The 20,183-nt window shown below is 32.4% G+C and carries 20 protein-coding genes; 14 read left to right on the forward strand and 6 right to left on the reverse strand.

Annotation, left to right across the window (positions count from 1 at the left end; translation table 11 throughout):
• Positions 1 to 12 precede the first annotated feature (12 nt).
• Together EYW44_RS10905 and EYW44_RS10910 are read left to right on the forward strand one after the other, a co-directional pair.
• Positions 13 to 528, forward strand: coding sequence for a hypothetical protein (locus EYW44_RS10905; RefSeq protein ID WP_132723703.1), 516 nt, complete (start codon positions 13 to 15; stop codon positions 526 to 528).
• Between the two features lie 96 nt (positions 529 to 624).
• Complete coding sequence (locus EYW44_RS10910) at positions 625 to 1,257, forward strand: hypothetical protein (protein WP_132723704.1); 633 nt, start codon at positions 625 to 627, stop codon at positions 1,255 to 1,257.
• On the opposite strand, the gene EYW44_RS10915 is transcribed toward EYW44_RS10910, so the two are convergent.
• The 6 genes from EYW44_RS10915 to EYW44_RS10940 are packed head-to-tail and all read right to left on the reverse strand — an operon-like array spanning position 1,258 to position 6,537.
• On the reverse strand, positions 1,258 to 1,989 hold the full coding sequence (locus tag EYW44_RS10915; RefSeq protein WP_132723705.1) for a nitroreductase family protein: 732 nt from the start codon (positions 1,987 to 1,989) through the stop codon (positions 1,258 to 1,260).
• Between the two features lie 3 nt (positions 1,990 to 1,992).
• Positions 1,993 to 3,387, reverse strand: coding sequence for an aldehyde dehydrogenase (locus EYW44_RS10920; protein WP_132723706.1), 1,395 nt, complete (start codon positions 3,385 to 3,387; stop codon positions 1,993 to 1,995).
• 2 nt (positions 3,388 to 3,389) lie between these two features.
• Positions 3,390 to 4,418 carry an alkane 1-monooxygenase gene (locus tag EYW44_RS10925; protein WP_132723707.1) on the reverse strand — a complete coding sequence of 343 codons (1,029 nt, stop codon included), beginning with the start codon at positions 4,416 to 4,418 and terminating at the stop codon, positions 3,390 to 3,392.
• Positions 4,419 to 4,447: 29 nt separating this feature from the next.
• Positions 4,448 to 5,134, reverse strand: a complete 687-nt coding sequence (locus tag EYW44_RS10930) for an RluA family pseudouridine synthase (protein ID WP_132723708.1) — start codon at positions 5,132 to 5,134, stop codon at positions 4,448 to 4,450.
• A 9-nt stretch (positions 5,135 to 5,143) separates the two neighbouring features.
• Positions 5,144 to 5,755 carry a ribosome biogenesis GTP-binding protein YihA/YsxC gene (gene yihA / locus EYW44_RS10935; RefSeq protein WP_132723709.1) on the reverse strand — a complete coding sequence of 204 codons (612 nt, stop codon included), beginning with the start codon at positions 5,753 to 5,755 and terminating at the stop codon, positions 5,144 to 5,146.
• Between the two features lie 17 nt (positions 5,756 to 5,772).
• Positions 5,773 to 6,537: an alpha/beta fold hydrolase gene (locus EYW44_RS10940; protein ID WP_132723710.1), complete on the reverse strand. Its 765-nt coding sequence runs from the start codon at positions 6,535 to 6,537 to the stop codon at positions 5,773 to 5,775.
• A gap of 201 nt (positions 6,538 to 6,738) precedes the next feature.
• On the opposite strand from EYW44_RS10940, the gene mraZ reads away from it, so the two are divergent.
• The 12 genes from mraZ to ftsA are packed head-to-tail and all read left to right on the forward strand — an operon-like array spanning position 6,739 to position 20,179.
• Positions 6,739 to 7,200, forward strand: coding sequence for a division/cell wall cluster transcriptional repressor MraZ (gene mraZ / locus EYW44_RS10945; protein ID WP_132723711.1), 462 nt, complete (start codon positions 6,739 to 6,741; stop codon positions 7,198 to 7,200).
• Positions 7,193 to 8,092 carry a 16S rRNA (cytosine(1402)-N(4))-methyltransferase RsmH gene (gene rsmH / locus EYW44_RS10950; protein WP_132723712.1) on the forward strand — a complete coding sequence of 300 codons (900 nt, stop codon included), beginning with the start codon at positions 7,193 to 7,195 and terminating at the stop codon, positions 8,090 to 8,092. Before mraZ ends, rsmH begins: the two co-directional genes overlap by 8 nt.
• A 2-nt stretch (positions 8,093 to 8,094) precedes the next feature.
• Positions 8,095 to 8,418 carry an FtsL-like putative cell division protein gene (locus EYW44_RS10955; RefSeq protein WP_132723713.1) on the forward strand — a complete coding sequence of 108 codons (324 nt, stop codon included), beginning with the start codon at positions 8,095 to 8,097 and terminating at the stop codon, positions 8,416 to 8,418.
• A 57-nt stretch (positions 8,419 to 8,475) separates the two neighbouring features.
• Complete coding sequence (locus tag EYW44_RS10960) at positions 8,476 to 10,437, forward strand: penicillin-binding protein (protein WP_132723783.1); 1,962 nt, start codon at positions 8,476 to 8,478, stop codon at positions 10,435 to 10,437.
• Positions 10,438 to 11,904, forward strand: coding sequence for a UDP-N-acetylmuramoyl-L-alanyl-D-glutamate--2,6-diaminopimelate ligase (locus EYW44_RS10965; protein ID WP_132723714.1), 1,467 nt, complete (start codon positions 10,438 to 10,440; stop codon positions 11,902 to 11,904). It begins immediately after the preceding gene.
• 3 nt (positions 11,905 to 11,907) lie between these two features.
• Positions 11,908 to 13,134, forward strand: a complete 1,227-nt coding sequence (gene mraY / locus EYW44_RS10970; RefSeq protein ID WP_132723715.1) for a phospho-N-acetylmuramoyl-pentapeptide-transferase — start codon at positions 11,908 to 11,910, stop codon at positions 13,132 to 13,134.
• 1 nt (position 13,135) lies between these two features.
• Entirely contained in the window at positions 13,136 to 14,470 is a 1,335-nt protein-coding gene (gene murD, locus EYW44_RS10975) for a UDP-N-acetylmuramoyl-L-alanine--D-glutamate ligase (protein WP_132723716.1), read from the forward strand.
• A 3-nt stretch (positions 14,471 to 14,473) separates the two neighbouring features.
• A complete protein-coding gene (locus EYW44_RS10980; protein WP_132723717.1) occupies positions 14,474 to 15,661 on the forward strand; it encodes an FtsW/RodA/SpoVE family cell cycle protein in 1,188 nt (395 codons plus the stop codon).
• Between the two features lie 2 nt (positions 15,662 to 15,663).
• Positions 15,664 to 16,755: an undecaprenyldiphospho-muramoylpentapeptide beta-N-acetylglucosaminyltransferase gene (gene murG, locus EYW44_RS10985; protein WP_132723718.1), complete on the forward strand. Its 1,092-nt coding sequence runs from the start codon at positions 15,664 to 15,666 to the stop codon at positions 16,753 to 16,755.
• 2 nt (positions 16,756 to 16,757) lie between these two features.
• Positions 16,758 to 18,110, forward strand: coding sequence for a UDP-N-acetylmuramate--L-alanine ligase (murC, locus tag EYW44_RS10990; protein WP_132723719.1), 1,353 nt, complete (start codon positions 16,758 to 16,760; stop codon positions 18,108 to 18,110).
• Positions 18,103 to 18,846 (forward strand): cell division protein FtsQ/DivIB, encoded by a 744-nt coding sequence (locus tag EYW44_RS10995; RefSeq protein WP_132723720.1) that lies wholly within the window; start codon positions 18,103 to 18,105, stop codon positions 18,844 to 18,846. Before murC ends, EYW44_RS10995 begins: the two co-directional genes overlap by 8 nt.
• The gene (ftsA, locus tag EYW44_RS11000) at positions 18,833 to 20,179 is read left to right on the forward strand and encodes a cell division protein FtsA (protein WP_132723721.1); all 1,347 of its coding nucleotides are present in this window, start codon (positions 18,833 to 18,835) and stop codon (positions 20,177 to 20,179) included. The genes EYW44_RS10995 and ftsA overlap by 14 nt, the downstream gene beginning before the upstream one ends.
• Positions 20,180 to 20,183: the final 4 nt, after the last annotated feature.

Here is a 20,183-nt window from a genome sequence, read left to right on the forward strand (position 1 = left end):
AATTGAATAGTTATGGAATTGGTGGAGAAAAAAGATGTAGAAATATTAGAGACCTTTTTTAAAGAGAAAGAAGATGGTTCTAAAGAACTACAATTAGCATTTCCTGAGTGGATGCAAATGAAAAATTTACCTCAGAGAAGTTTTTCTCATGCTGTATATGATTTACGTGGAGACAAATTGAAGTTTGTGAAATTTCCATATGAAAATATGGAAAGTAAATGGAAAAAGGTTAAAGACTATTTATTTCAATATGGATATTATTCGGACTATTTAGAAGATACTTTTGAATTGTTATCAGAAGAAGATAAAGAAGAATTAAGAATAGAGTTTATTTCAGATTTTATAGAATTAGCTGGGGATGATAGAAGGTTTAGTGAAATAAAAAAAGTTAATAAAGAAGATATTGTTCAGAAAATTAGAGCTTTATTTAATTATTCTGATAATGAATTAAGGCTCTATTATTTGTATTTACAAAAATATTTAGAAATTAGTTTTTTTAAAGGAGAGTGTTTTTATTTGATTGAATAGGAGTCGTATAAGAAAGATGATAAAAATGAGTTTTATATAGGTTTTATTGTAGTTGATAGTGGATTACCTTCATTAGGAGATACTTTATATTATGAGTTGAAAGTTAGTAATGAATCTTGTTTTAATCAAAATTTAGATGCTTATAAAGAAGAATATACATTTTTAAATTATTCGAATGTAGGAGGAGGGAAAGATAATTTTTATCGTTATGTAAAAAACTTCAACGATTGGCTTCAGAATCACATGTATTTAGAAGATAGATATCATGATTTCATGATTTGGTACACGAATGAAAAAGTTTATTTTAATCTAGAAAAAGGAGTTTCAAGTAAAAAGTTATCTTCTGAATTTGCCAAGTTGAATATGTTTTATCCAGTAGATAATTTAAAAGATGTTATAGATGTTTTTGTAGATTATGTATCAGATGTAATAGGAAAGTGTGAATGGAATAAAGGTAAGCTTAATGAAGTGTATAAAATAACAATAGAAGAAGGTTATAAAGAGTTAAAAATATTAGCAAAAGAATATAGAAATGAAAAAAAAGATTGGGAAGACTATTGTGAAAATTTGCAGGTTTTCTTTGATAACCTTCCTCAAAAAAAAGATTACGAATATTATTTAATTCGTAATTCTTTTCTTTATTGGAAAGATCTTTTAGTCATTGGTATTAAGAGAAACAAACCAACAGACTATGATATTTTTGCCTATCTACTAGGAGATAGTAATTAATTATATTTCTTTATAAACTTCCTCAAAAGGTACTCTAAAACGTTCGCCATATACACCTTCAGGTTTTCTAATACCGCATGAAATAATCATGTTTATTTCAGCAGTAAAAGGCAAGCCTAAAACACGCTTTACTCTCCAAGTGTCGGAACCTTCCATAGGGCAAGTGTCATAACCTTCAGCAGCCATACTAAGCATAAAAGTTTGAGCAGCTAAAGCAGCACTTTTATGAGCAACTACTCTCATGTCTTTACTTCTTACTTCTCGATACATTGGTTTAAATAATCCAGTAATTAGAATCATAATGTATTTTAAAAGTCCAAAAATGCCTAGAAAGTCGCTATAAGTAAACGGAATTAATTTCTTATAGTAGTTTTTAGCAAATTTTTCTCTACTACTTTGTTCTGCTTTTGGTTTTGGAGGAAAAACTTTATTAAGATACTCTAAATTAGATTGAGCTCGTTTTTTCCATAAATCTTTTCTAGCAGCAATCACAACTAGTTGTTGTGCCGTTTTTGCTGCATTTTGATTAAAGCAAAGCGGTGCAATTTTTTGTACAATATCTTCAGAAGTAACATGGTAAAATTCCCAAAGTTGCATGTTACTACTATTAGGAGCCAAAACGGCTTGTTCAATACATTTTTTTACAATAGAAGAATCAATTTTTTGTTCAGCATCATATACTCTTACAGATCTTCTATAAGCGATTGCTTCACTAACTGTTTTTTGTGTCATCTTTTAGGCGAATTTCATTAAAGTTTTTAATTGCTTAAGTTTTCCTTTATAAGGAGCATATCTAGTAGGGATATCTAACCAATTTCCTCTAGTAACTACACCTTTTTGGTGAGAAAAAACATCAAAACTTTTTTTGCCATGATAACTACCAATACCACTTTCACCAACACCTCCAAAAGGAAGTCTATGATTAGCAAAGTGAACCGTAGTATCATTTACAGTTCCACCTCCAAAAGAATATTTTCTAATTAAATCCTTAGCAAAAGACATACGTTTGGTAAATACATAAAAGGCTAAAGGTTTGTCATATTTAGAAAGAACTTTATCTATATATGTTTCAGAATCGTAAGAAATTAAAGGAAAAATAGGTCCGAAAATTTCACCTTTCATAACCTCACTATCTAAACTAGGTTCATAAACTAAAGTTGGAGCAATATAACATTCTTCTCTGTTAGTTTCACCTCCAATTAAAATAGATTCGTTGTCCAACATAGCGGCTAGTCTATCAAAATTTTTAGTGTTTACAATTCTCGAGAAATCTCCAGATTTTTCAGGATTTTCACCATAAGCTTTTGTGATTTCTTCTTTAAAGTGTTTTACAAATGAATCTTTTACTTTTTTGTGAATTAATAGGTAATCAGGAGCAATACATGTTTGTCCACCATTTAGAAACTTACCCCAAACCAGTCGTCTAGCAGCTAGTTTTATATTGGCTGTTTCATCAATAATACAAGGACTTTTACCGCCTAATTCTAAAGTAACAGGGGTAATATATTCTGCGGCAGCTTTGGCTATTATTCTTCCAACAGGAACACTTCCTGTAAAAAAGATATAATCCCAACGTTGTGCTAATAATTCTTGAGTTTCAGGAATTCCACCTTCTACTACAGCTACATGTTCTTTATCAAATACAGCTTCTATTATTTCTTTACAAATAGTACTTACATGTGGCGTTAATTCTGATGGTTTTAAAACAACAGTATTTCCTGCAGCAATAGCACCAACTAAAGGAGAAAAAGCTAATTGATATGGATAATTCCATGGAGCAATAATTAGTGTAGTACCATAAGGATCTTTGTGAATTTTAGCAGATGAAGGAAAATTCAATAATGATGGTAATACTCTCTTAGGTTTAGCCCAAGAACTAACATTTTTAATCATCATTTTTAATTCAGAAATAACAATAGAAATTTCTGTCATTACACCTTCATACTCGGGCTTTTTAAAATCATTATATAAAGCTTTTAAAATATCCTCTTCTCTTCGTGTAATTTCCTTTAAGAGTTTTTGTAAACTCTTTTTTCTAAAAGAAACATCTTTAGTTTGTTGAGTTTTAAAAAAGTTTTTTTGTGCTAAAATAAGTTCAGGAATAGCATTCTGAATCGTAGAATTTTCCATTTTTATATTTCTTGTAGTTTTTTGTTCATTATTTTAAACCATAATGGAGGTATCAGTGAAATTAACATCATACCAGGATACCCTGTAGGCATTTGAGGACTTTCAGGTAAAGATTTTAAAATTTGATAATGTTTACTTCCATTATAATGATGGTCTGAATGTCTTGATAAATTAAATAACACTAATTTTCCTATTACATGGTTTGAATTCCAAGAATGAATGTGTTTAACACGTTCATATCTTCCAAATTTATTTTTCTTTCTAAGTAGTCCGTAATGTTCTATATAGTTTACAGTTTCAAGTAATAAAATTCCTATAATGGCAGATGCAATAAAATAAAGCACGGTTATAATTCCGAAGAAAAAGAAAATTGTACCAATTAAAAGTAAATGACAAACTAGGTATATAACCATTCTATTTTTATAATGAAACCAAGACTTGTTTAGGTTAGAAAGTCTTTTGTGTTCTAATTTCCAGGCTTCAATATAACTCATAATTTGAGACCTAAACCAGAAAATGTATATAGGTTCATTTTTTTTGGCAGTAGCAGCATCATCAGGAGTTGCTACATTTAAATGATGTCCACCATTATGATATGGTAAAAAATGAGTTTCTAAAGAGGTTAGTAACAATATTTCACCTAAAAGCTCTTCAAGTCTGTTGTTTCTGTGTCCTAATTCATGTCCAACATTAATACCAATTACCCCAGACATGATTCCCATTGCAGAAATTTTACCAATTAAGTCAATATTAAAAGGATGATTGTCAATAATGATTAAAAAATAAATTAAGAAACCTACTTGAACAGGTAGCGTTAAATATAAAATATAAGAGTATAGCTTATTGTTTTTCTCGATCTCTTCTTGTTCCTTGTCAAAATTACTAGCATCCATAGTCACAAACAAGTCAGCTAAAGGTACTATGCCAAAAACATAAATTAAAGGTATAAAAGTTAACCACCCCGAACCTTCAAAAGAAATGTAGACAGTTAAAGGAATGGTAAAAACTAATAAATATTTTAATGCTTTCATTTACGGGAATTAGAAACTAAATATACAAATTAGTTACAAGCATCCCAAATAGGGTCTTTAGGTGTTGGAGCGGTTATAGATATTGATTCTTTGTTTACAGGATGAATAAAATGAATCTTTCTAGCGTGAAGATGAATACTACCGTTTTTATTACTTCTAGGAGCTCCGTATTTTAAATCTCCTTTTATAGATGATCCAATCGAAGAAAGTTGACATCTTATCTGATGGTGTCTCCCAGTTTCTAAGTCAATTTCAAGTAATGAGTAGTGATCTAATTTTTTAATTGTATTGTAATGTAAAATTGATTTTTTACTACCGTTTACTTCTGATTTATGAGCGGTCGATTTATTGTTTTTTGGATTTTTCTTTAACCAATGAGTCAATGTGTTTTTTTTCGGAGAAGGTTCTTTTTTTACAACAGCCCAATAAGTTTTATTAACTTCTTTGTCACGCAACATTTTATTTAAACGCTCTAAAGCTTTAGAAGTACGTGCAAAAATAACAATACCAGAAGTAGGTCTGTCAAGACGATGAACAGTTCCTAAAAAAACATTACCAGGTTTTTCGTATTTATCTTTAATATATTCTTTTACAACATCACTTAAAGGTTTGTCGCCAGTTTTATCTCCTTGAACAATATCGCCAGCCCTTTTGTTAATAATTATAATATGATTGTCTTCGTGTAAAACTTGAAGATTTTCTTTTGTAGAATGCATTAATAAAGACTATTTAAATTTATCAGCTACGTCTTTGTTAATTTCATCAATAAAGTTTAAAAACTCATCACGTCCCAAACCACTTGAAGAAGAAGTAATAAAAGAAGTTGGTAAACTCTCCCAATACTGTAATAATTTTCTTTTGTAGGTTGTAATTTGTTTGTTTAGCTTGGAACTAGGTAGTTTATCTGCCTTTGTGAAAACTATACAGAAAGGAATTTGATTTTTACCTAAAAAAGCCATGAAATCTAAATCAATCTTTTGAGGATCATGTCTAGAATCTACTAAAACGAAAGTACAAACTAACTGTTCACGCTCATTAAAATAGTTTTCAATAAAATACTGAAAAATAGTTCTCTTCTTTTTTGAAACTTTGGCGTACCCATATCCAGGTAAGTCAACTAAAAACCATTCATCATTAATTTTAAAATGATTAATTAACTGAGTTTTACCAGGTGTTCCAGAAGTTTTTGCAAGCTTTTTACGTTGCATTAACATGTTGATTAATGAAGATTTACCAACATTAGAGCGACCAATAAAAGCATATTCAGGAATTCGATCTTTTGGAGCATTAATTACATTACTATTGCTCATTACGAATTCCGCCGATTTAATTTTCACGTTGCTAGATTCTAAAATTATAAATTACGCTGATTGAACCATTTTTCCAGAATTTGATTAAATTCTTCAGGATGTTCCATCATGGCTGCATGTCCACATTTGTCAATCCAAAATAAATCACTATCAGGTAAAAGTCTATGAAAGTCATTTGCAACTTCAGGTGGAGTTACAGTATCATTTTTACCCCAAATAATACAAGAAGGTTGTTGCATATTAGGTAAATCATTTGCCATATTATGCCTAACAGCACTTTTAGCAATAGCCAATGTTTTTACAAGTGTATTTCTGTCGTTAATAACGTCATACACTTGGTCTACAAGTTCTTCGGTAGCAATGCTTTGATCGTAAAAAACCTCTTGAGTTTTTCTTCTAACAAAATCTTTATCTCCTCTTCTAGGATAATTATTTCCCATAGAGTTTTCATACAAACCAGAGCTACCCGTTAATACAAGTGCAGCAATGTCTTGAGAGTAATGTTTTGTATAATACAACGCAATATGCCCTCCTAAAGAATTACCTAAAAGAATAACATCTTTAAGTTGTTTGTATTCAATAAAATCATGTAAAAAACTTGCTAAGTTTTTTACATTCGTTTTCAGAATAGGCAGCGTATATAAAGGTAATTCAGGGATTAATACTTTATAGCCTCTTTTCGAAAAGAAATTAAAAGTTTCATTAAAATTACTCAAAGCTCCCATCAAACCATGTAACACGATTATAGGTCTTCCTTCACCTGCTTCTGCGTACGTAAACTTGTCTTCTTTCTTTAAAAAATCAGTCATTAGCGGTCTTTTGGCTAATCGCAAAAGTAGTTCTTTTTTTATTACTGGTCAATTTCTTTTCAAAATCCCCCTTTTTTGTTTTTTAATGTTTTTGAAACCAGTTTTTTACCTGTTTTTGAGTAAACTTATTAACAATGTGGTAAAAAGTGGTAGAAAGTGGTAGAAATTTTATACTTTTGAATAATACTATATAGTTTTTAATTGATAAATCTTATTGGAACATACGAGTGTAAAGCCGATGCCAAAGGTAGGCTTATGGTTGCTTCTAGTCTTAAGAAGCAGTTGGCTCCTGTGTTACAAGAGGGTTTTGTGTTGAAACGTTCTGTGTTTCAGTCTTGTTTAGAGTTGTATCCGATGCAGGAATGGAATCAGATGATGGCTAAGATTAACAAATTGAATCGATTTGTTAAAAAGAATAATGATTTTATAAGAAGGTTTACGGCAGGAGTGAAAGTTGTGGAGGTGGATTCAACTGGTAGAATTTTAATTCCGAAAGATTTATGTGTTTTTGCGGGGATTAAAAAAGAAGTTGTTTTGTCGAGTGCAGTAAATATTATTGAAATCTGGGATAAAGAAAAGTACGAGAGTGTAATAGAAGATTCTGCGGCGGATTTTGCTGGTCTTGCTGAAGAAGTAATGGGAAATTTTGATTTAGATGAGTAGTTATCATGAGTCTGTATTGTTAAAAGAGAGTGTAGATGCTCTTGATATTAAAAAAGATGGAATTTATGTAGATGTCACCTTCGGGGGAGGGGGGCATTCTAAAGAGATATTAAAAAGGCTTGGGGAGAATGGTCGTTTGTTTGCGTTTGATCAGGATGCAGATGCACAACAGAATAAAATTGAAGATGATCGATTTGTGTTGATTGCGGAGAATTTTAGGTTTATTTCCAGGTTTTTGAGGTTTTATGGAGTTAAAAAGGTGGATGGTGTTTTAGCAGACTTAGGTGTTTCTTCGCATCAGTTTGATGAAGCGGAAAGAGGTTTTTCAATTCGTTTTGATGGTGATTTGGATATGAGAATGAATCAAAATGCGAAAGTGTCTGCTAAAGAAGTGGTGAATGAGTATGAGGAGGCTAAGTTGGCGGATGTGTTGTATTGGTATGGGGAGTTGAGAAATGCAAGAGCGATTGCAAAAGTGATTGTTGGGGCTAGGCAAAATGAGTCTATTGATACAAGTTTTCAGTTGAGAAAAGTTTTAGAAAGGTTTTTGCCGAAAAGCAAAGAACATAAAATATTAGCTCAGATTTATCAGGCAATTCGAATTGAAGTGAATGAAGAGTTGGAGGTGTTGAAGGAGTTTTTAAATCAGATACCAGATTTGTTGAGTGAAACGGGTAGGTTAAGTGTTATTTCGTATCATTCTTTGGAGGATAGATTGGTAAAACGATTTATAAGGACAGGATTGTTTGAGGGAGAGTCAGAGAAAGATTTTTTTGGTAATACAAATGAGCCTTTGAAAAAAGTAGGTAAGTTGATAGTGCCAAGTAAAGAAGAAATAGCTGTAAATAATAGAGCTAGAAGTGCAAAGTTGAGAATAGCAACATTAAAATAAATATGAAGGAGAGTTCTGGTGGTGTTTATGATCTTTTAAGAGGTAGTTTTTTAACAGATGAGTCAGCTGTTAAAAAATGGAGAGTGATCTTTTTTGTAGTGAGTTTATTGTTGGTGATGATATGGAGTTCGCATTCAATTGATGAAAAGGTGGTTCGGATCTCAGAATTGAATAAATTGAAAAGAGAGTTGAGGGCTGAGTTTGTAGATACAAGCACTATTTTGATGAGGATGAAGTTGGAAAGTGCGATTCGAAAGAAAGTTAAAGATACAGGGTTGGAGCCGGCTAAAGAGCCTCCACAGAAAATAAAAGTATTAATAAAGTAAAATTTGTCAAAAATTAAAAAGAGTATACTAAATAGGTTGTATGTAGTTGTGGTTTTAATGTCACTCTTTTTGTTGGTTATATCAGCTAAGATTTTTGATCTTCAATATGTAGAAGGAGATAAGTACAAGAAATTGGCTTTAGAGACTACAATTAAAAACGATACAATTTTTGGGAATAGAGGAAATGTGTATGCGGCAGATGGAAATTTGTTAGCGACATCTATTTCTAATTACACGATAAGAATGGATGTAATGTCTGTTGATAAAAGAGTGTTTGGGAAAAGGGTTGGGGAGTTGGCTGTGAGTTTGTCTGAAATGTTAGGGAAAACTCCGAGTTATTATGAAAATAAATTAAGTCAGGCTAGAGAAAGAGGGAATCGTTATTTGTTAATCGCTAGAAATATCGGTTATAACGATTACATGAAAATGAAAACTTTTCCAATTTTTAATCTAGGTGTATATCGAGGAGGTTTTATAGCAGAGCAAAAAGCGGTTAGAGAGCATCCGATTGGTAAAATAGCGGAGCGAACTGTAGGTTATAATGATCATAGAGGTGGTGCTGGAATTGAAGGAGCTTTTTCAGATTATATGAAGGGAGAAAACGGTTGGAGGTTGAAGCAGAAGATAGCTAAAGGGCAATGGAAACCGATTAATGATGAAAATGAAAAGGAGCCTCAAGATGGTAAAGATGTGATTACTACAATTGATGTGAATATTCAAGATATAACTCATTATGCTTTGTTAAGGCAAATGGAATATTTTGAGGCAGATCATGGTTGTGCTGTTGTTATGGAAACTCTAACGGGAGAAGTAAAGGCGATATCTAATTTAGGTAGAACGTCTACTGGTAAATATTATGAGAAAAGGAATTATGCAGTTTGGGAGAGTCATGAACCTGGTTCTACTTTTAAGTTAGCGAGTTTGATGGCCTTGTTGGAAGATAGGGCTTTGGATACGTCTTCGGTGATTGATACTGAAAAAGGTAGAATATTTATAAATAATCGTAAGGTAGAAGATAGTAGCTGGGAGGGGTATGGTAAGATATCTTTAGCGAGGGTTTTTGAAGTGTCTTCTAATGTTGGTATTGTAAAAGCGGTAAGAAAAGAGTACGATAAAACGCCTGAGAGATTTATAAAGAAAATAAAGAAGTTTGGCTTAGATCAGCAAACGGGTGTTAAGATAGTTGGTGAAGGGAAGCCTTTTATTTTAGATCCTAAAGGAGCGCAATGGAGTCCGATTGCTTTAGAGTGGATGGCTTGGGGGTATGGAATTTCGTTAACTCCACTTCAGATGTTGATGTTTTATAATGCAGTTGCAAATGATGGTCAAATGGTGAAACCAAGATTTGTAAAAGAATTAAGAAGAGATGGGAAGGTTTTAGAGAAGTTTGATAAAGAGATTTTGAATGAAAAGATAGCTTCTCAAGAGACAATTGATAAAGTGACTCGAATTATGGAAAACGTGGTGAAAAAAGGAACAGCAGAGAAAATTTATTCACCTAATTTTTCAATGGCTGGTAAAACAGGTACGGCTAAAAAATGGATTCCTAGAAAAAAGAATAAAGAAGGGAAATATGAAGGAGGATATTATTCAAATAAAAAATATGTGGCTTCTTTTGCAGGTTTTTTTCCAGTAGAGAATCCTAAGTATTCGTGTATTGTAGTAGTTCATGAGCCAAATACATTAAAAGGGTATTATGGTGCTGAGGTTGCTGCTCCAGTTTTTAAAGAAATAGCGCATAAGATTTATACATCTACACCTTCGAGTGTGCAGAGTGTTACAGATTCAGTGGTGATTGCATCTGTCGATAAGAATTACGATAAGTATTATCAAATAACAGATAAGTATAAAACCATAATGCCTAAAGTTGTTGGTTTAGGTGGTATGGATGCGGTTTCTATATTAGAAAATTTAGGTTTAAAAGTGAAGTTTACTGGTTTAGGAAAGGTAAAAGAGCAATCAATACCTAAAGGTGAGAAAATAAAAAAAGGTTCAACAGTATATTTAAAATTGTCGTAGTTGAAAGTTTTAAAAGACATATTATATAAAGTAGCTGTTAATTCAGTTTTTGGTTCAACAGATGTTGAGGTGCAAAGTATTCAGTTTGATAGTCGAAAGATTGTGAAAGGTGATGTTTTTGTTGCTCAAAACGGGGTGACGGTTGATGGGCATAATTATATAGAGAAGGCTGTTTCGTTAGGGGCTAAAGCTGTTATTTGTGAAAATGTACCTGAGGATAAGGTAGAAGGAGTTACATATGTTGCTGTAAAAGATTCGGATGTAGCGTTGGCAATTTTGGCTTCTAATTATTATGGAAATCCTTCAGAAGATTTGAGGTTGATTGGTGTAACTGGAACTAATGGTAAAACAACGATTACTACATTGTTGTATGATTTGTTTATGAAGTTGGGGTATGGCGTTGGTTTGCTGTCTACTGTTAAGATAATGATCAATGAAAATGAGTATAAGGCTACGCATACTACTCCAGATTCATTAAGTATTAATAGGTACTTGGCAGAAATGGTTGATGAAGGTGTTGAGTATTGTTTTATGGAGGTTAGTTCTCATGGAATTGATCAGAAAAGAATAGAAGGATTGTTTTTTGAAGGAGGGGTTTTTACAAATTTATCGCACGATCATTTAGATTATCACAACTCTTTTGCAGAGTACAGAGATGTGAAGAAGTCGTTCTTTGATAATTTACCAAAATCTTCTTTTGCTTTGGTGAATATTGATGACAAGAATGGATCGATAATGGTTCAAAATACTAAGGCTTCTAAAAAAACATATGCATTAAAAACAATTGCAGATTATAAAGCTAAAATATTAGAAAAAAGTTTTTCAGGTTCGTTGTTAAATATGAATGGAGTTGAGCTTTGGACGAAATTAATAGGAGACTTTAATGCGTATAATGTGTTGGCGATTTACGGTGTAGCAGATGCGCTTGGTATAGAGAGTTTCGATATTTTAAGAACTATTAGTGAGTTGGATAGTGTAAGCGGACGATTTGAATATGTGGTTTCGCAAAACAAGGTGATTGGAATTGTGGATTATGCGCATACCCCAGATGCTTTGAAAAATGTACTAGAAACAATTAATGGGATTAGAACTGGAAATGAAAGTGTGATTACTGTTGTTGGATGTGGAGGTGATAGAGATGCTTTAAAAAGACCAAAAATGGGGATGATTGCAACGCAATTGAGTGATCAGGCGATTTTTACTTCTGATAATCCAAGAACAGAAGATCCACAATCAATTTTAAACGATATAGAAGAAGGAGTGTCTTCTGAGAATTTTAGAAAAACACTCTCAATTTTAGATAGAAAACAAGCTATAAAAACAGCATGTAAGTTGGCGAAAGAAGGAGATATTATACTGATAGCGGGAAAAGGACATGAAAATTATCAAGAAATCAATGGTGAGAGATTTCATTTTGATGATTTGGAAGAGGTAACATTGTGTTTTAATCAATTAAAAAATATATAGAGAATGCTGTATTATTTGTTTGAATATTTAGAAAGCGAGTTTAATTTAACAGGGGCGAGTGTATTTCAGTTTATTACATTTCGTTCGGCTGCAGCATTTATTTTTTCTTTACTTATCTCTACTATTTTTGGAAAGCGAATTATTGAGTTTTTAAGAAGACAGCAAGTAGGGGAGAGTATTCGTGATTTAGGGCTGGAAGGACAGATGCAAAAGAAAGGGACTCCAACTATGGGTGGGGTTATCATTATTTTGTCTACGTTAATTCCAGTGTTGTTGTTAGCTAAGTTAGAAAATATTTATGTGATTATTTTGGTGATTACTACCCTTTGGATGGGGGTGATTGGTTTTGCTGATGATTATATAAAGGTTTTCAAAAAAGATAAAGCAGGTTTAAAAGGAATTTTTAAAGTAATTGGTCAGGTAGGATTAGGTGTTATCGTGGGGGCGATGTTGTATTTTAATTCTTCAGTGACAATTAAAGAAAAATTACCAGTGGAACAACAAGTTGTTCAGGAAGATGGAAGGAGACAGGTTTTTGGTGAGGCGCATAAGTCTACAAAAACTACAGTTCCTTTTATGAAAAACAATGAGTTAGAGTATGCAAAGGTGTTAAGTTTTTTAGGTGATGGTTATGAGAAGTATGCTTGGATTATTTTCATTCCATTGGTGATTTTTATTGTAACAGCTGTTTCTAATGGTGCTAATTTAACAGATGGGATTGATGGTTTGGCAGCAGGGACTTCCTCAATAATGGTTTTAACGTTGGCGATTTTTGCTTGGGTATCTGGTAATATTGTTTTTGCAGAGTACTTGGATGTAATGTATATACCTAATTCAGGAGAAATGACGGTGTTTATCTTGGCTTTTGCAGGGGCTTTAATTGGTTTTTTGTGGTATAATACTTACCCAGCACAGGTTTTTATGGGAGATACAGGTAGTTTAACAATAGGGGGAATAATAGCGGTAATAGCTATAGCGATTAGAAAAGAGTTGTTGCTTCCGTTGTTAGCAGGTGTGTTTTTTATAGAGGTTTTATCTGTAATGTTACAGGTTTCATATTTCAAATACACAAAAAAGAAATTTGGTGAAGGAAGACGAATTTTTAAAATGTCTCCTTTACATCATCATTATCAAAAATTAAATTATCACGAAAGTAAAATAGTGACGCGTTTTTGGATAATAGGTATTCTATTGGCTGTATTTACAATTGTGACTTTAAAGCTTAGATAAAATGAAAAGATTGGTTGTTTTAGGAGGTGGAGAAAGTGGTGTTGGAGCAGCTATTTTAGGAAAAAATAAAGGTTTTGATGTTTTTGTTTCTGATAAAGGAGCTATTACAGAAAAATATAAGAAAGTTCTTTTACAAAGTGAAATAGAGTTTGAAGAGAATCAGCATACTGAAGAAAAGATTTTAAACGCTGATTTAGTGATGAAAAGTCCTGGTATACCTGATAAGGTGACTTTAGTAAAAAAGTTAAAAGAGGTTGGGGTAAAAGTAATCTCAGAAATAGAGTTTGCTTCATATTTTACTGATGCGCAAATAGTAGGTATAACGGGGTCAAATGGTAAAACTACTACTACATTGTTAACTCACCATATTTTAGATAAAAGTGGGATGAATGTGGGGATTGCAGGTAATATTGGAGATAGTTTTGCAAAGCAAATTGCGGTTGAAAATTACGATAGTTATGTTTTAGAGCTAAGTAGTTTTCAATTGGATGGAATTGATCAGTTTAGGTGTCATGTGGGAATGATTACAAATATAACGCCTGATCATTTAGATAGATATGAATACGATTTAAATAAATATATCGCATCAAAATTCAGAATTACAAAAAATCAAACAGAAGAAGATTTTTTGATTTATGATTTAGATGATGAAAATATTTCAAATTGGTTGAATGAAAATACAGTTCAATCAAAATTAGTTCCTTTTTCACTAGAAAAAGAGTTGAATTATGGAGCTTTTTTAAAAGAAGATAATATAATAATAAGATTAAACGACGACGAGTATATAATGAATACAGCTTATTTAAAAATAAAAGGAAAGCACAATACTAAAAACGCAATGGCATCAATGTTAGCTTCTAAACTATTACAGGTTAGAAACAATACAGTTACAGAAAGTATGTCTTCGTTTGAAGGTGTGGAGCATCGTTTAGAAAGAGTGGTTAAGGTAGATGGAGTTACGTATGTGAATGATAGTAAGGCTACGAATGTGAATGCTGCTTTTTATGCTTTAGAATGTATGGATAAGCCGACAGTTTGGATTGTTGGTGGAGTTGATAAAGGGAACGATTATACAGATTTATTACCATTGGTGAGAGAAAAAGTAAAAGGAATTGTTTGTTTAGGGTTAGATAATCAAAAAATTATAGAGACTTTTCAGAATGTGGTAGATGTTGTTGTTGAAACAGCAGGAGCAGATGAGGCTGTAAAGGTGGCTCAAAAGATAGCACAAAAGGAAGGTACTGTGTTATTGTCTCCTGCATGTGCAAGTTTTGATTTGTTTGAAAGTTACGAAGATAGAGGTCGAAAATTTAAAGAGGCTGTTCGAAATTTATAGAGATTGAAAGATATTTTAAAACATATAAAAGGTGATAGGGCTATTTGGGCAATAGTGGCTATACTGGCAATACTTTCTTTTATGCCGGTGTATAGTGCTAGTACTAATTTGGTGTATGTTGTGGGGAATGGATCTACAACTGGACATTTAATTAAACATATTGCTTTATTGATAATGGGGTTTGGAATTTTATATGGGGTTCACAAAATACCGTACAGGTATTTTAGTGGAGGTTCTGTATTGATGTTGCCTATTATAGTTTTGCTATTGATTGTAACACTTTCTCAAGGAACGACTATTGGTGGTGCTAATGCTAGTAGATGGATTCGAATTCCTTTTGTTGGGGTTGGTTTTCAAACATCTACTCTGGCAAGCTTAGTCTTGTTAGTGTACGTGGCTAGGTATTTAGCTAAAAATAAGGAGAAAGAAATTGTTTTTAAGGAGAGTTTGTTTCAATTGTGGCTGCCAGTAGGTTTTGTTTTAATGCTAATATTGCCAGCTAACTTTTCAACTACAGCAATTGTTTTTTCAATGATTGTGTTGTTGGTGTTTATTGGTGGGTATCCTTTGAAGTATATAGCCAATGTTTTAGGAATGGGAATTGTTGCTTTGGGGCTTTTTGTTTTAGTGGTCAAGGCGTTTCCTGGTTTAATGAAGAATAGGGTAGATACATGGGAGAAAAGGATCGAGAGTTTTTATTCTGGAGATAAAAAAGAAAATTATCAAGTAGAAAAAGCAAAGATTGCTATTGCAACTGGTGGTTTAATAGGTAAAGGTGCAGGTAAAAGTGTACAGAAGAATTTTTTGCCGCAATCATCATCAGATTTTATCTACGCAATTATTGTTGAAGAGTTTGGTTTGATAGGTGCGTTGTTTGTGATTTTTATTTATTTCCTTTTGTTGTTTAGGATTTTGGTGGTAGCTAAAAATGCAACAACAATTTTTGCGACATTACTCGTAGTTGGCGTAGGTTTACCAATTATTTTTCAAGCCATGATTAATATGGCTGTTGCAACGAGTTTGTTTCCTGTAACAGGACAAACTTTACCATTGATTAGTAGTGGAGGTACTTCAATTTGGATGACGTGTTTTGCGTTGGGAATGATATTGAGTGTGAGTGCGTCTAAAAATGAAACAGAGGAATCTATTTTAGATGATAATCCTTTAGATATTTTGCATGAAACTATATAAGTATGAAAGAGTCAGTAAACATAATTATTAGTGGAGGAGGTACAGGAGGACATATTTATCCTGCTATTGCTATTGCTAACGAAATAAAGAGTCGTTATCCAAAAGCAAATATCTTATTTGTAGGAGCAAAAGGGAAGATGGAGATGGAGAAAGTGCCTAAAGCAGGTTATGAAATAAAAGGTTTGTGGATTTCAGGTATTCAACGAAAGTTAACATTAAGTAATCTTGTTTTTCCATTAAAGCTATTGAGTAGTCTTTGGAAAGCTCGCAGAATTATAAATAAGTTTAAGCCAGATGTGGCTGTTGGTACTGGTGGTTTTGCTAGCGGACCAACATTAATGGTGGCTAATAGAAAGAGAATTCCAACGGTTGTACAAGAGCAAAATTCTTATCCAGGAATTACGAATAAATTATTAAGTAAAAGAGCGGAAAAAATATGTGTAGCCTATGATAATTTAGAGCGTTTTTTTCCGTTTGAGAAGATTATAAAAACTGGAAATCCTGTTCGACAAGATTTGTTATCGGTAGATTCCAAAAGAGAAGAAGCTTTAAAGTTTTTTGATTTAAAAAAAGAAAAGAAAACAGTTTTAGTAATTGGAGGGAGTTTAGGAGCTAGAAGAGTCAATCAGTTAGTTGCGACAGAATTAGATTTTTTTAAAGATCAAGAGGTGCAATTGATTTGGCAATGTGGTAAATTGTATTACGAAGAGTATAAAGAGTTTGATGGTAGAGAAGATGTTCAGGTACATCAATTTTTAAATAAGATGGATTTAGCATATGCTGCTGCCGATTATATAATTTCAAGAGCGGGAGCTAGTTCAGTGTCTGAGTTATGTATTGTAGGAAAACCAACACTTTTTATTCCATCGCCTAATGTAGCCGAAGATCATCAAACAAAAAATGCAAAGGCTATAGTTGATCAGCATGGAGCAATTATGTTGAAAGAATCGGAATTACATACATTTCCGGTGGTTTTTGAAACACTTTTGAAAGATAAAGGAAAGCAAGAAAGTTTGAGTGTTAATATGAAAAGGTTGGCGTTACCAAATGCTACGGTTCATATAGTAAACGAAATAGAAAATAGTATTAAATAGTAGTGAATTTAAAAGAAATACATAACATCTATTTTATAGGTATTGGAGGTATTGGTATGAGTGCAATAGCTAGGTATTTTTCTGAAAACAAGAGAAACGTAGCTGGTTATGATAAAACACCTTCGCTTATCACTGGTAATTTGAGTACTATTGGTATTGATGTTAATTATAATGATGCAATTGAAAGTGTTCCTGTAGCGTTTTTAAATAAAGAAACCACTTTAATTGTATATACACCTGCTATACCGAAAGAGAATCTACAATTAAATTATTTTATAGATAATGACTTTGTGGTTTTAAAAAGAGCAGAAATATTAGGAAGAATTACTGAAAATACTTTTTGTTTAGGAGTTGCAGGTACACATGGTAAAACAACTACATCTTCAATTTTAGGTCATATTATGCAGTCTGTTGAAGCTACCGCTTTTTTAGGTGGTATAGCTGAAAATTATGATTCGAATTTGATTTTAGGAAAAGATGAAGTTTCGGTAGTAGAAGCTGATGAGTTTGATCGATCTTTTTTACAGTTATCGCCAAACATTGCATGTGTAACTTCTATGGATGCTGATCATTTAGATATTTATGGGAATCACGATGAGTTGAAAGATTCTTTTAAAGCTTTTTCTGATAAGGTATCTCAGCAATTAGTGGTGGCTAAAGGTTTGCCTTTAGATGGTTTAACGTATGCGATTGAAGAAGAGGCTGATTACAAAGCTGAAAATATTAGAGTTGAAAATGGAGCTTATATTTTTGATGTGAAAACTCCAAGTGATGCTATTAAAGAAGTTGAGTTGAGTCTTTCAGGTAGGCATAATGTTATGAATGCTCTGGCTGCAATAGCGTTATCTGATATTTATGGGCTTTCATTGGAAGTGATTAAAGATAGGTTACGTTCTTTTAAGGGAGTAAGGCGTAGGTTTTCATATAAAATAAAAACATCAAATCGGGTGTTAATTGATGATTATGCACACCATCCGACAGAAATTAGTGCGGTTGAAGATTCAGTAAGGGAAATGTATCCAGGTAAAAAAGTATTGGTTGTTTTTCAACCACATTTGTTTACTAGGACAAGAGATTTTGTAGATGGATTTGCTGAGTCATTATCAAGGTTTGATGAGGTAGTTTTATTGGATATATATCCTGCTAGAGAATTACCTATAGAAGGAGTAAATTCAAGTTGGTTGTTAAGTAAAATTAAAAACGAAAAAAAGAAATTAACAAATAAAAAAGATCTTATAAAAGAGATTAAAAATATAGATGCTGAAGTGGTAGTGATGTTAGGGGCAGGTGATATTGGTTTATTAGTGGATGATGTAAAAGATGAATTGTTAAAAGAATTGAAGCTAAATGATTAAAAAGGCAGGTACATATTTGTTGTTCTTAGGCTTAGTAATAATGCTTTCTGTTTTATATGGTTTTACAAAAGCTAGAAATGGAAAGAAAAAAGTAGAAGAAATTTCAGTTGAGTTTGAAGAAGGAAGTGTTCCTTTTTTAACTCATGAGATGGTTAATAAATTGTTAATACAAAATCAAAGAACAGTTAAGAACCAATCAAAAAGAGTGTTAGATTTACATCGTCTAGAAAATAGGGTTTTAGCAAATCCCTATGTGAAAGAAGCTACAGTTTTTATAACGCTAGGGGGATTATTAAAAACTCAAATTTCACATAAACAACCAATAGCTAGAGTTAGTGCAGGTAAGGAAGTGTATTATATTGACAAACATGGAGCTAAAATTCCTTTGTCAAGTAATTTTTCTGCAAGAGTACCATTAGTTAGTGGTGAAAAACTAGAAAATAATATACAAGAAATAACGCAATTAGTACAGCTTATTTCAGCGGATAATTTTCTTAAAAAAGAGATCATAGCAATCCAGAAATCTGATGCGAATGAATTTATTTTTCATGTTCGTAGTGGAAATTATGTGATTGAATTTGGAGATTATAGTGATGTTAGTTTAAAGTTTAAAAAAATTAAAGCTTTTTACAACAAAGCACTAAAAGATAAAACAATAAATAAGTATAAAACAATAAACGTTAAATATCACAACCAAGTGGTGTGTACAAAACAAAATCAAGATGGAGAACAATAAAATTGCAGTAGGTTTAGATATTGGAACTACCAAAATTGTTGCCATGATTGGTCGCAAAAATGAATACGGGAAAATAGAGGTTCTTGGTATTGGTAAAGCAAAAAGCTTGGGAGTAAAAAGAGGCGTAGTTAATAACATAACACAAACAATACAATCTATACAACAAGCGGTTGATGAAGCGGAAAGTGTTTCTGGACAAAGAATTAATGATGTTGTAGTTGGTATTGCAGGTCAGCATATTAGAAGTTTACATCACAGCGATTACATTACAAGAACTAATCCTGATGAAGTAATTGAAGACGATGATATTGATAACTTAGTGAATCAAGTACATAAGTTAGTAATGTTACCTGGTGAAGAAATTATTCATGTATTACCACAGGAATTTAAAGTTGACAGTCAACCAGAGATTAAAGAGCCAATTGGAATGTATGGTGGGAGACTTGAGGCTAATTTTCACGTAGTAGTAGGTCAGGTATCTTCTATCAGAAATATAGGACGATGTGTGAAGAGTGCGGGCTTGAATTTAGAAGATATTACACTAGAACCTTTAGCATCTGCATCAGCAGTGTTAAGTCAAGAAGAAAAAGAAGCTGGTGTAGCTTTGATTGACATAGGAGGTGGAACAACAGATTTAGCAATCTTCAAAGATGGAATTATTCGTCATACAGCTGTAATTCCTTTCGGAGGAAATGTAATTACAGAAGATATTAAAGAAGGTTGTTCTATCATTGAAAAGCAAGCTGAACTGTTAAAAGTGAAGTTTGGTTCTGCTTGGCCAGGAGAAAATAAAGAAACAGAGATTGTTTCTATTCCTGGTTTAAGAGGAAGGGAACCAAAAGAGATAACGTTAAAAAATCTTTCTAAGATAATTCATGCAAGAGTTCAAGAAATTATTGAGCATGTATATTTAGAGATTAAAAACTATGGTCACGAAACACAAAAAGGTAAATTAATAGCAGGTATTGTACTTACAGGAGGCGGTTCGCAATTAAAGCATTTACGTCAATTGGTTGAGTACATTACTGGTATGGATACAAGAATAGGATATCCAAATGAACATTTAGCTGGAGACAGCGATGAGGTTTTATCAAGTCCGTCATATGCAACAGCTGTAGGGTTGTTAATGGAAGGTTTAGTAAAATCTGAAAAAGAAGAATATGTACCTGTAGTTGAAGAAGAAGTATTAACTGCAAGTTTAGAAGAAGAAAAAATAATAGAAGAGCCCGTAAACGAAATTCAACAAGAGCAGCCAAAGCAAAAGGTAAAAGGAAAATCGTTTTTAGAGAAGTTTACTGAAAGATTCAAAGAATTTTTAGATAACGCAGAGTAAAATA

This window comes from Tenacibaculum sp. M341 (assembly GCF_004337695.1).
Lineage (GTDB): Bacteria > Bacteroidota > Bacteroidia > Flavobacteriales > Flavobacteriaceae > Polaribacter.

What these genes read in the sequence shown, in the direction of transcription:
- EYW44_RS10940 (WP_132723710.1), bottom strand. Translation starts at nt 6,537, where the DNA reads ATGACTGATTTTTTAAAGAAAGAAGACAAGTTTACGTACGCAGAAGCA.
- EYW44_RS10930 (WP_132723708.1), bottom strand. Translation starts at nt 5,134, where the DNA reads ATGCATTCTACAAAAGAAAATCTTCAAGTTTTACACGAAGACAATCAT.
- mraY (WP_132723715.1), top strand. Translation starts at nt 11,908, where the DNA reads ATGCTGTATTATTTGTTTGAATATTTAGAAAGCGAGTTTAATTTAACA.
- EYW44_RS10915 (WP_132723705.1), bottom strand. Translation starts at nt 1,989, where the DNA reads ATGACACAAAAAACAGTTAGTGAAGCAATCGCTTATAGAAGATCTGTA.
- EYW44_RS10920 (WP_132723706.1), bottom strand. Translation starts at nt 3,387, where the DNA reads ATGGAAAATTCTACGATTCAGAATGCTATTCCTGAACTTATTTTAGCA.
- EYW44_RS10995 (WP_132723720.1), top strand. Translation starts at nt 18,103, where the DNA reads ATGATTAAAAAGGCAGGTACATATTTGTTGTTCTTAGGCTTAGTAATA.
- EYW44_RS10960 (WP_132723783.1), top strand. Translation starts at nt 8,476, where the DNA reads ATGTCACTCTTTTTGTTGGTTATATCAGCTAAGATTTTTGATCTTCAA.
- murG (WP_132723718.1), top strand. Translation starts at nt 15,664, where the DNA reads ATGAAAGAGTCAGTAAACATAATTATTAGTGGAGGAGGTACAGGAGGA.
- rsmH (WP_132723712.1), top strand. Translation starts at nt 7,193, where the DNA reads ATGAGTAGTTATCATGAGTCTGTATTGTTAAAAGAGAGTGTAGATGCT.
- ftsA (WP_132723721.1), top strand. Translation starts at nt 18,833, where the DNA reads ATGGAGAACAATAAAATTGCAGTAGGTTTAGATATTGGAACTACCAAA.
- EYW44_RS10925 (WP_132723707.1), bottom strand. Translation starts at nt 4,418, where the DNA reads ATGAAAGCATTAAAATATTTATTAGTTTTTACCATTCCTTTAACTGTC.
- EYW44_RS10905 (WP_132723703.1), top strand. Translation starts at nt 13, where the DNA reads ATGGAATTGGTGGAGAAAAAAGATGTAGAAATATTAGAGACCTTTTTT.
- murD (WP_132723716.1), top strand. Translation starts at nt 13,136, where the DNA reads ATGAAAAGATTGGTTGTTTTAGGAGGTGGAGAAAGTGGTGTTGGAGCA.
- EYW44_RS10955 (WP_132723713.1), top strand. Translation starts at nt 8,095, where the DNA reads ATGAAGGAGAGTTCTGGTGGTGTTTATGATCTTTTAAGAGGTAGTTTT.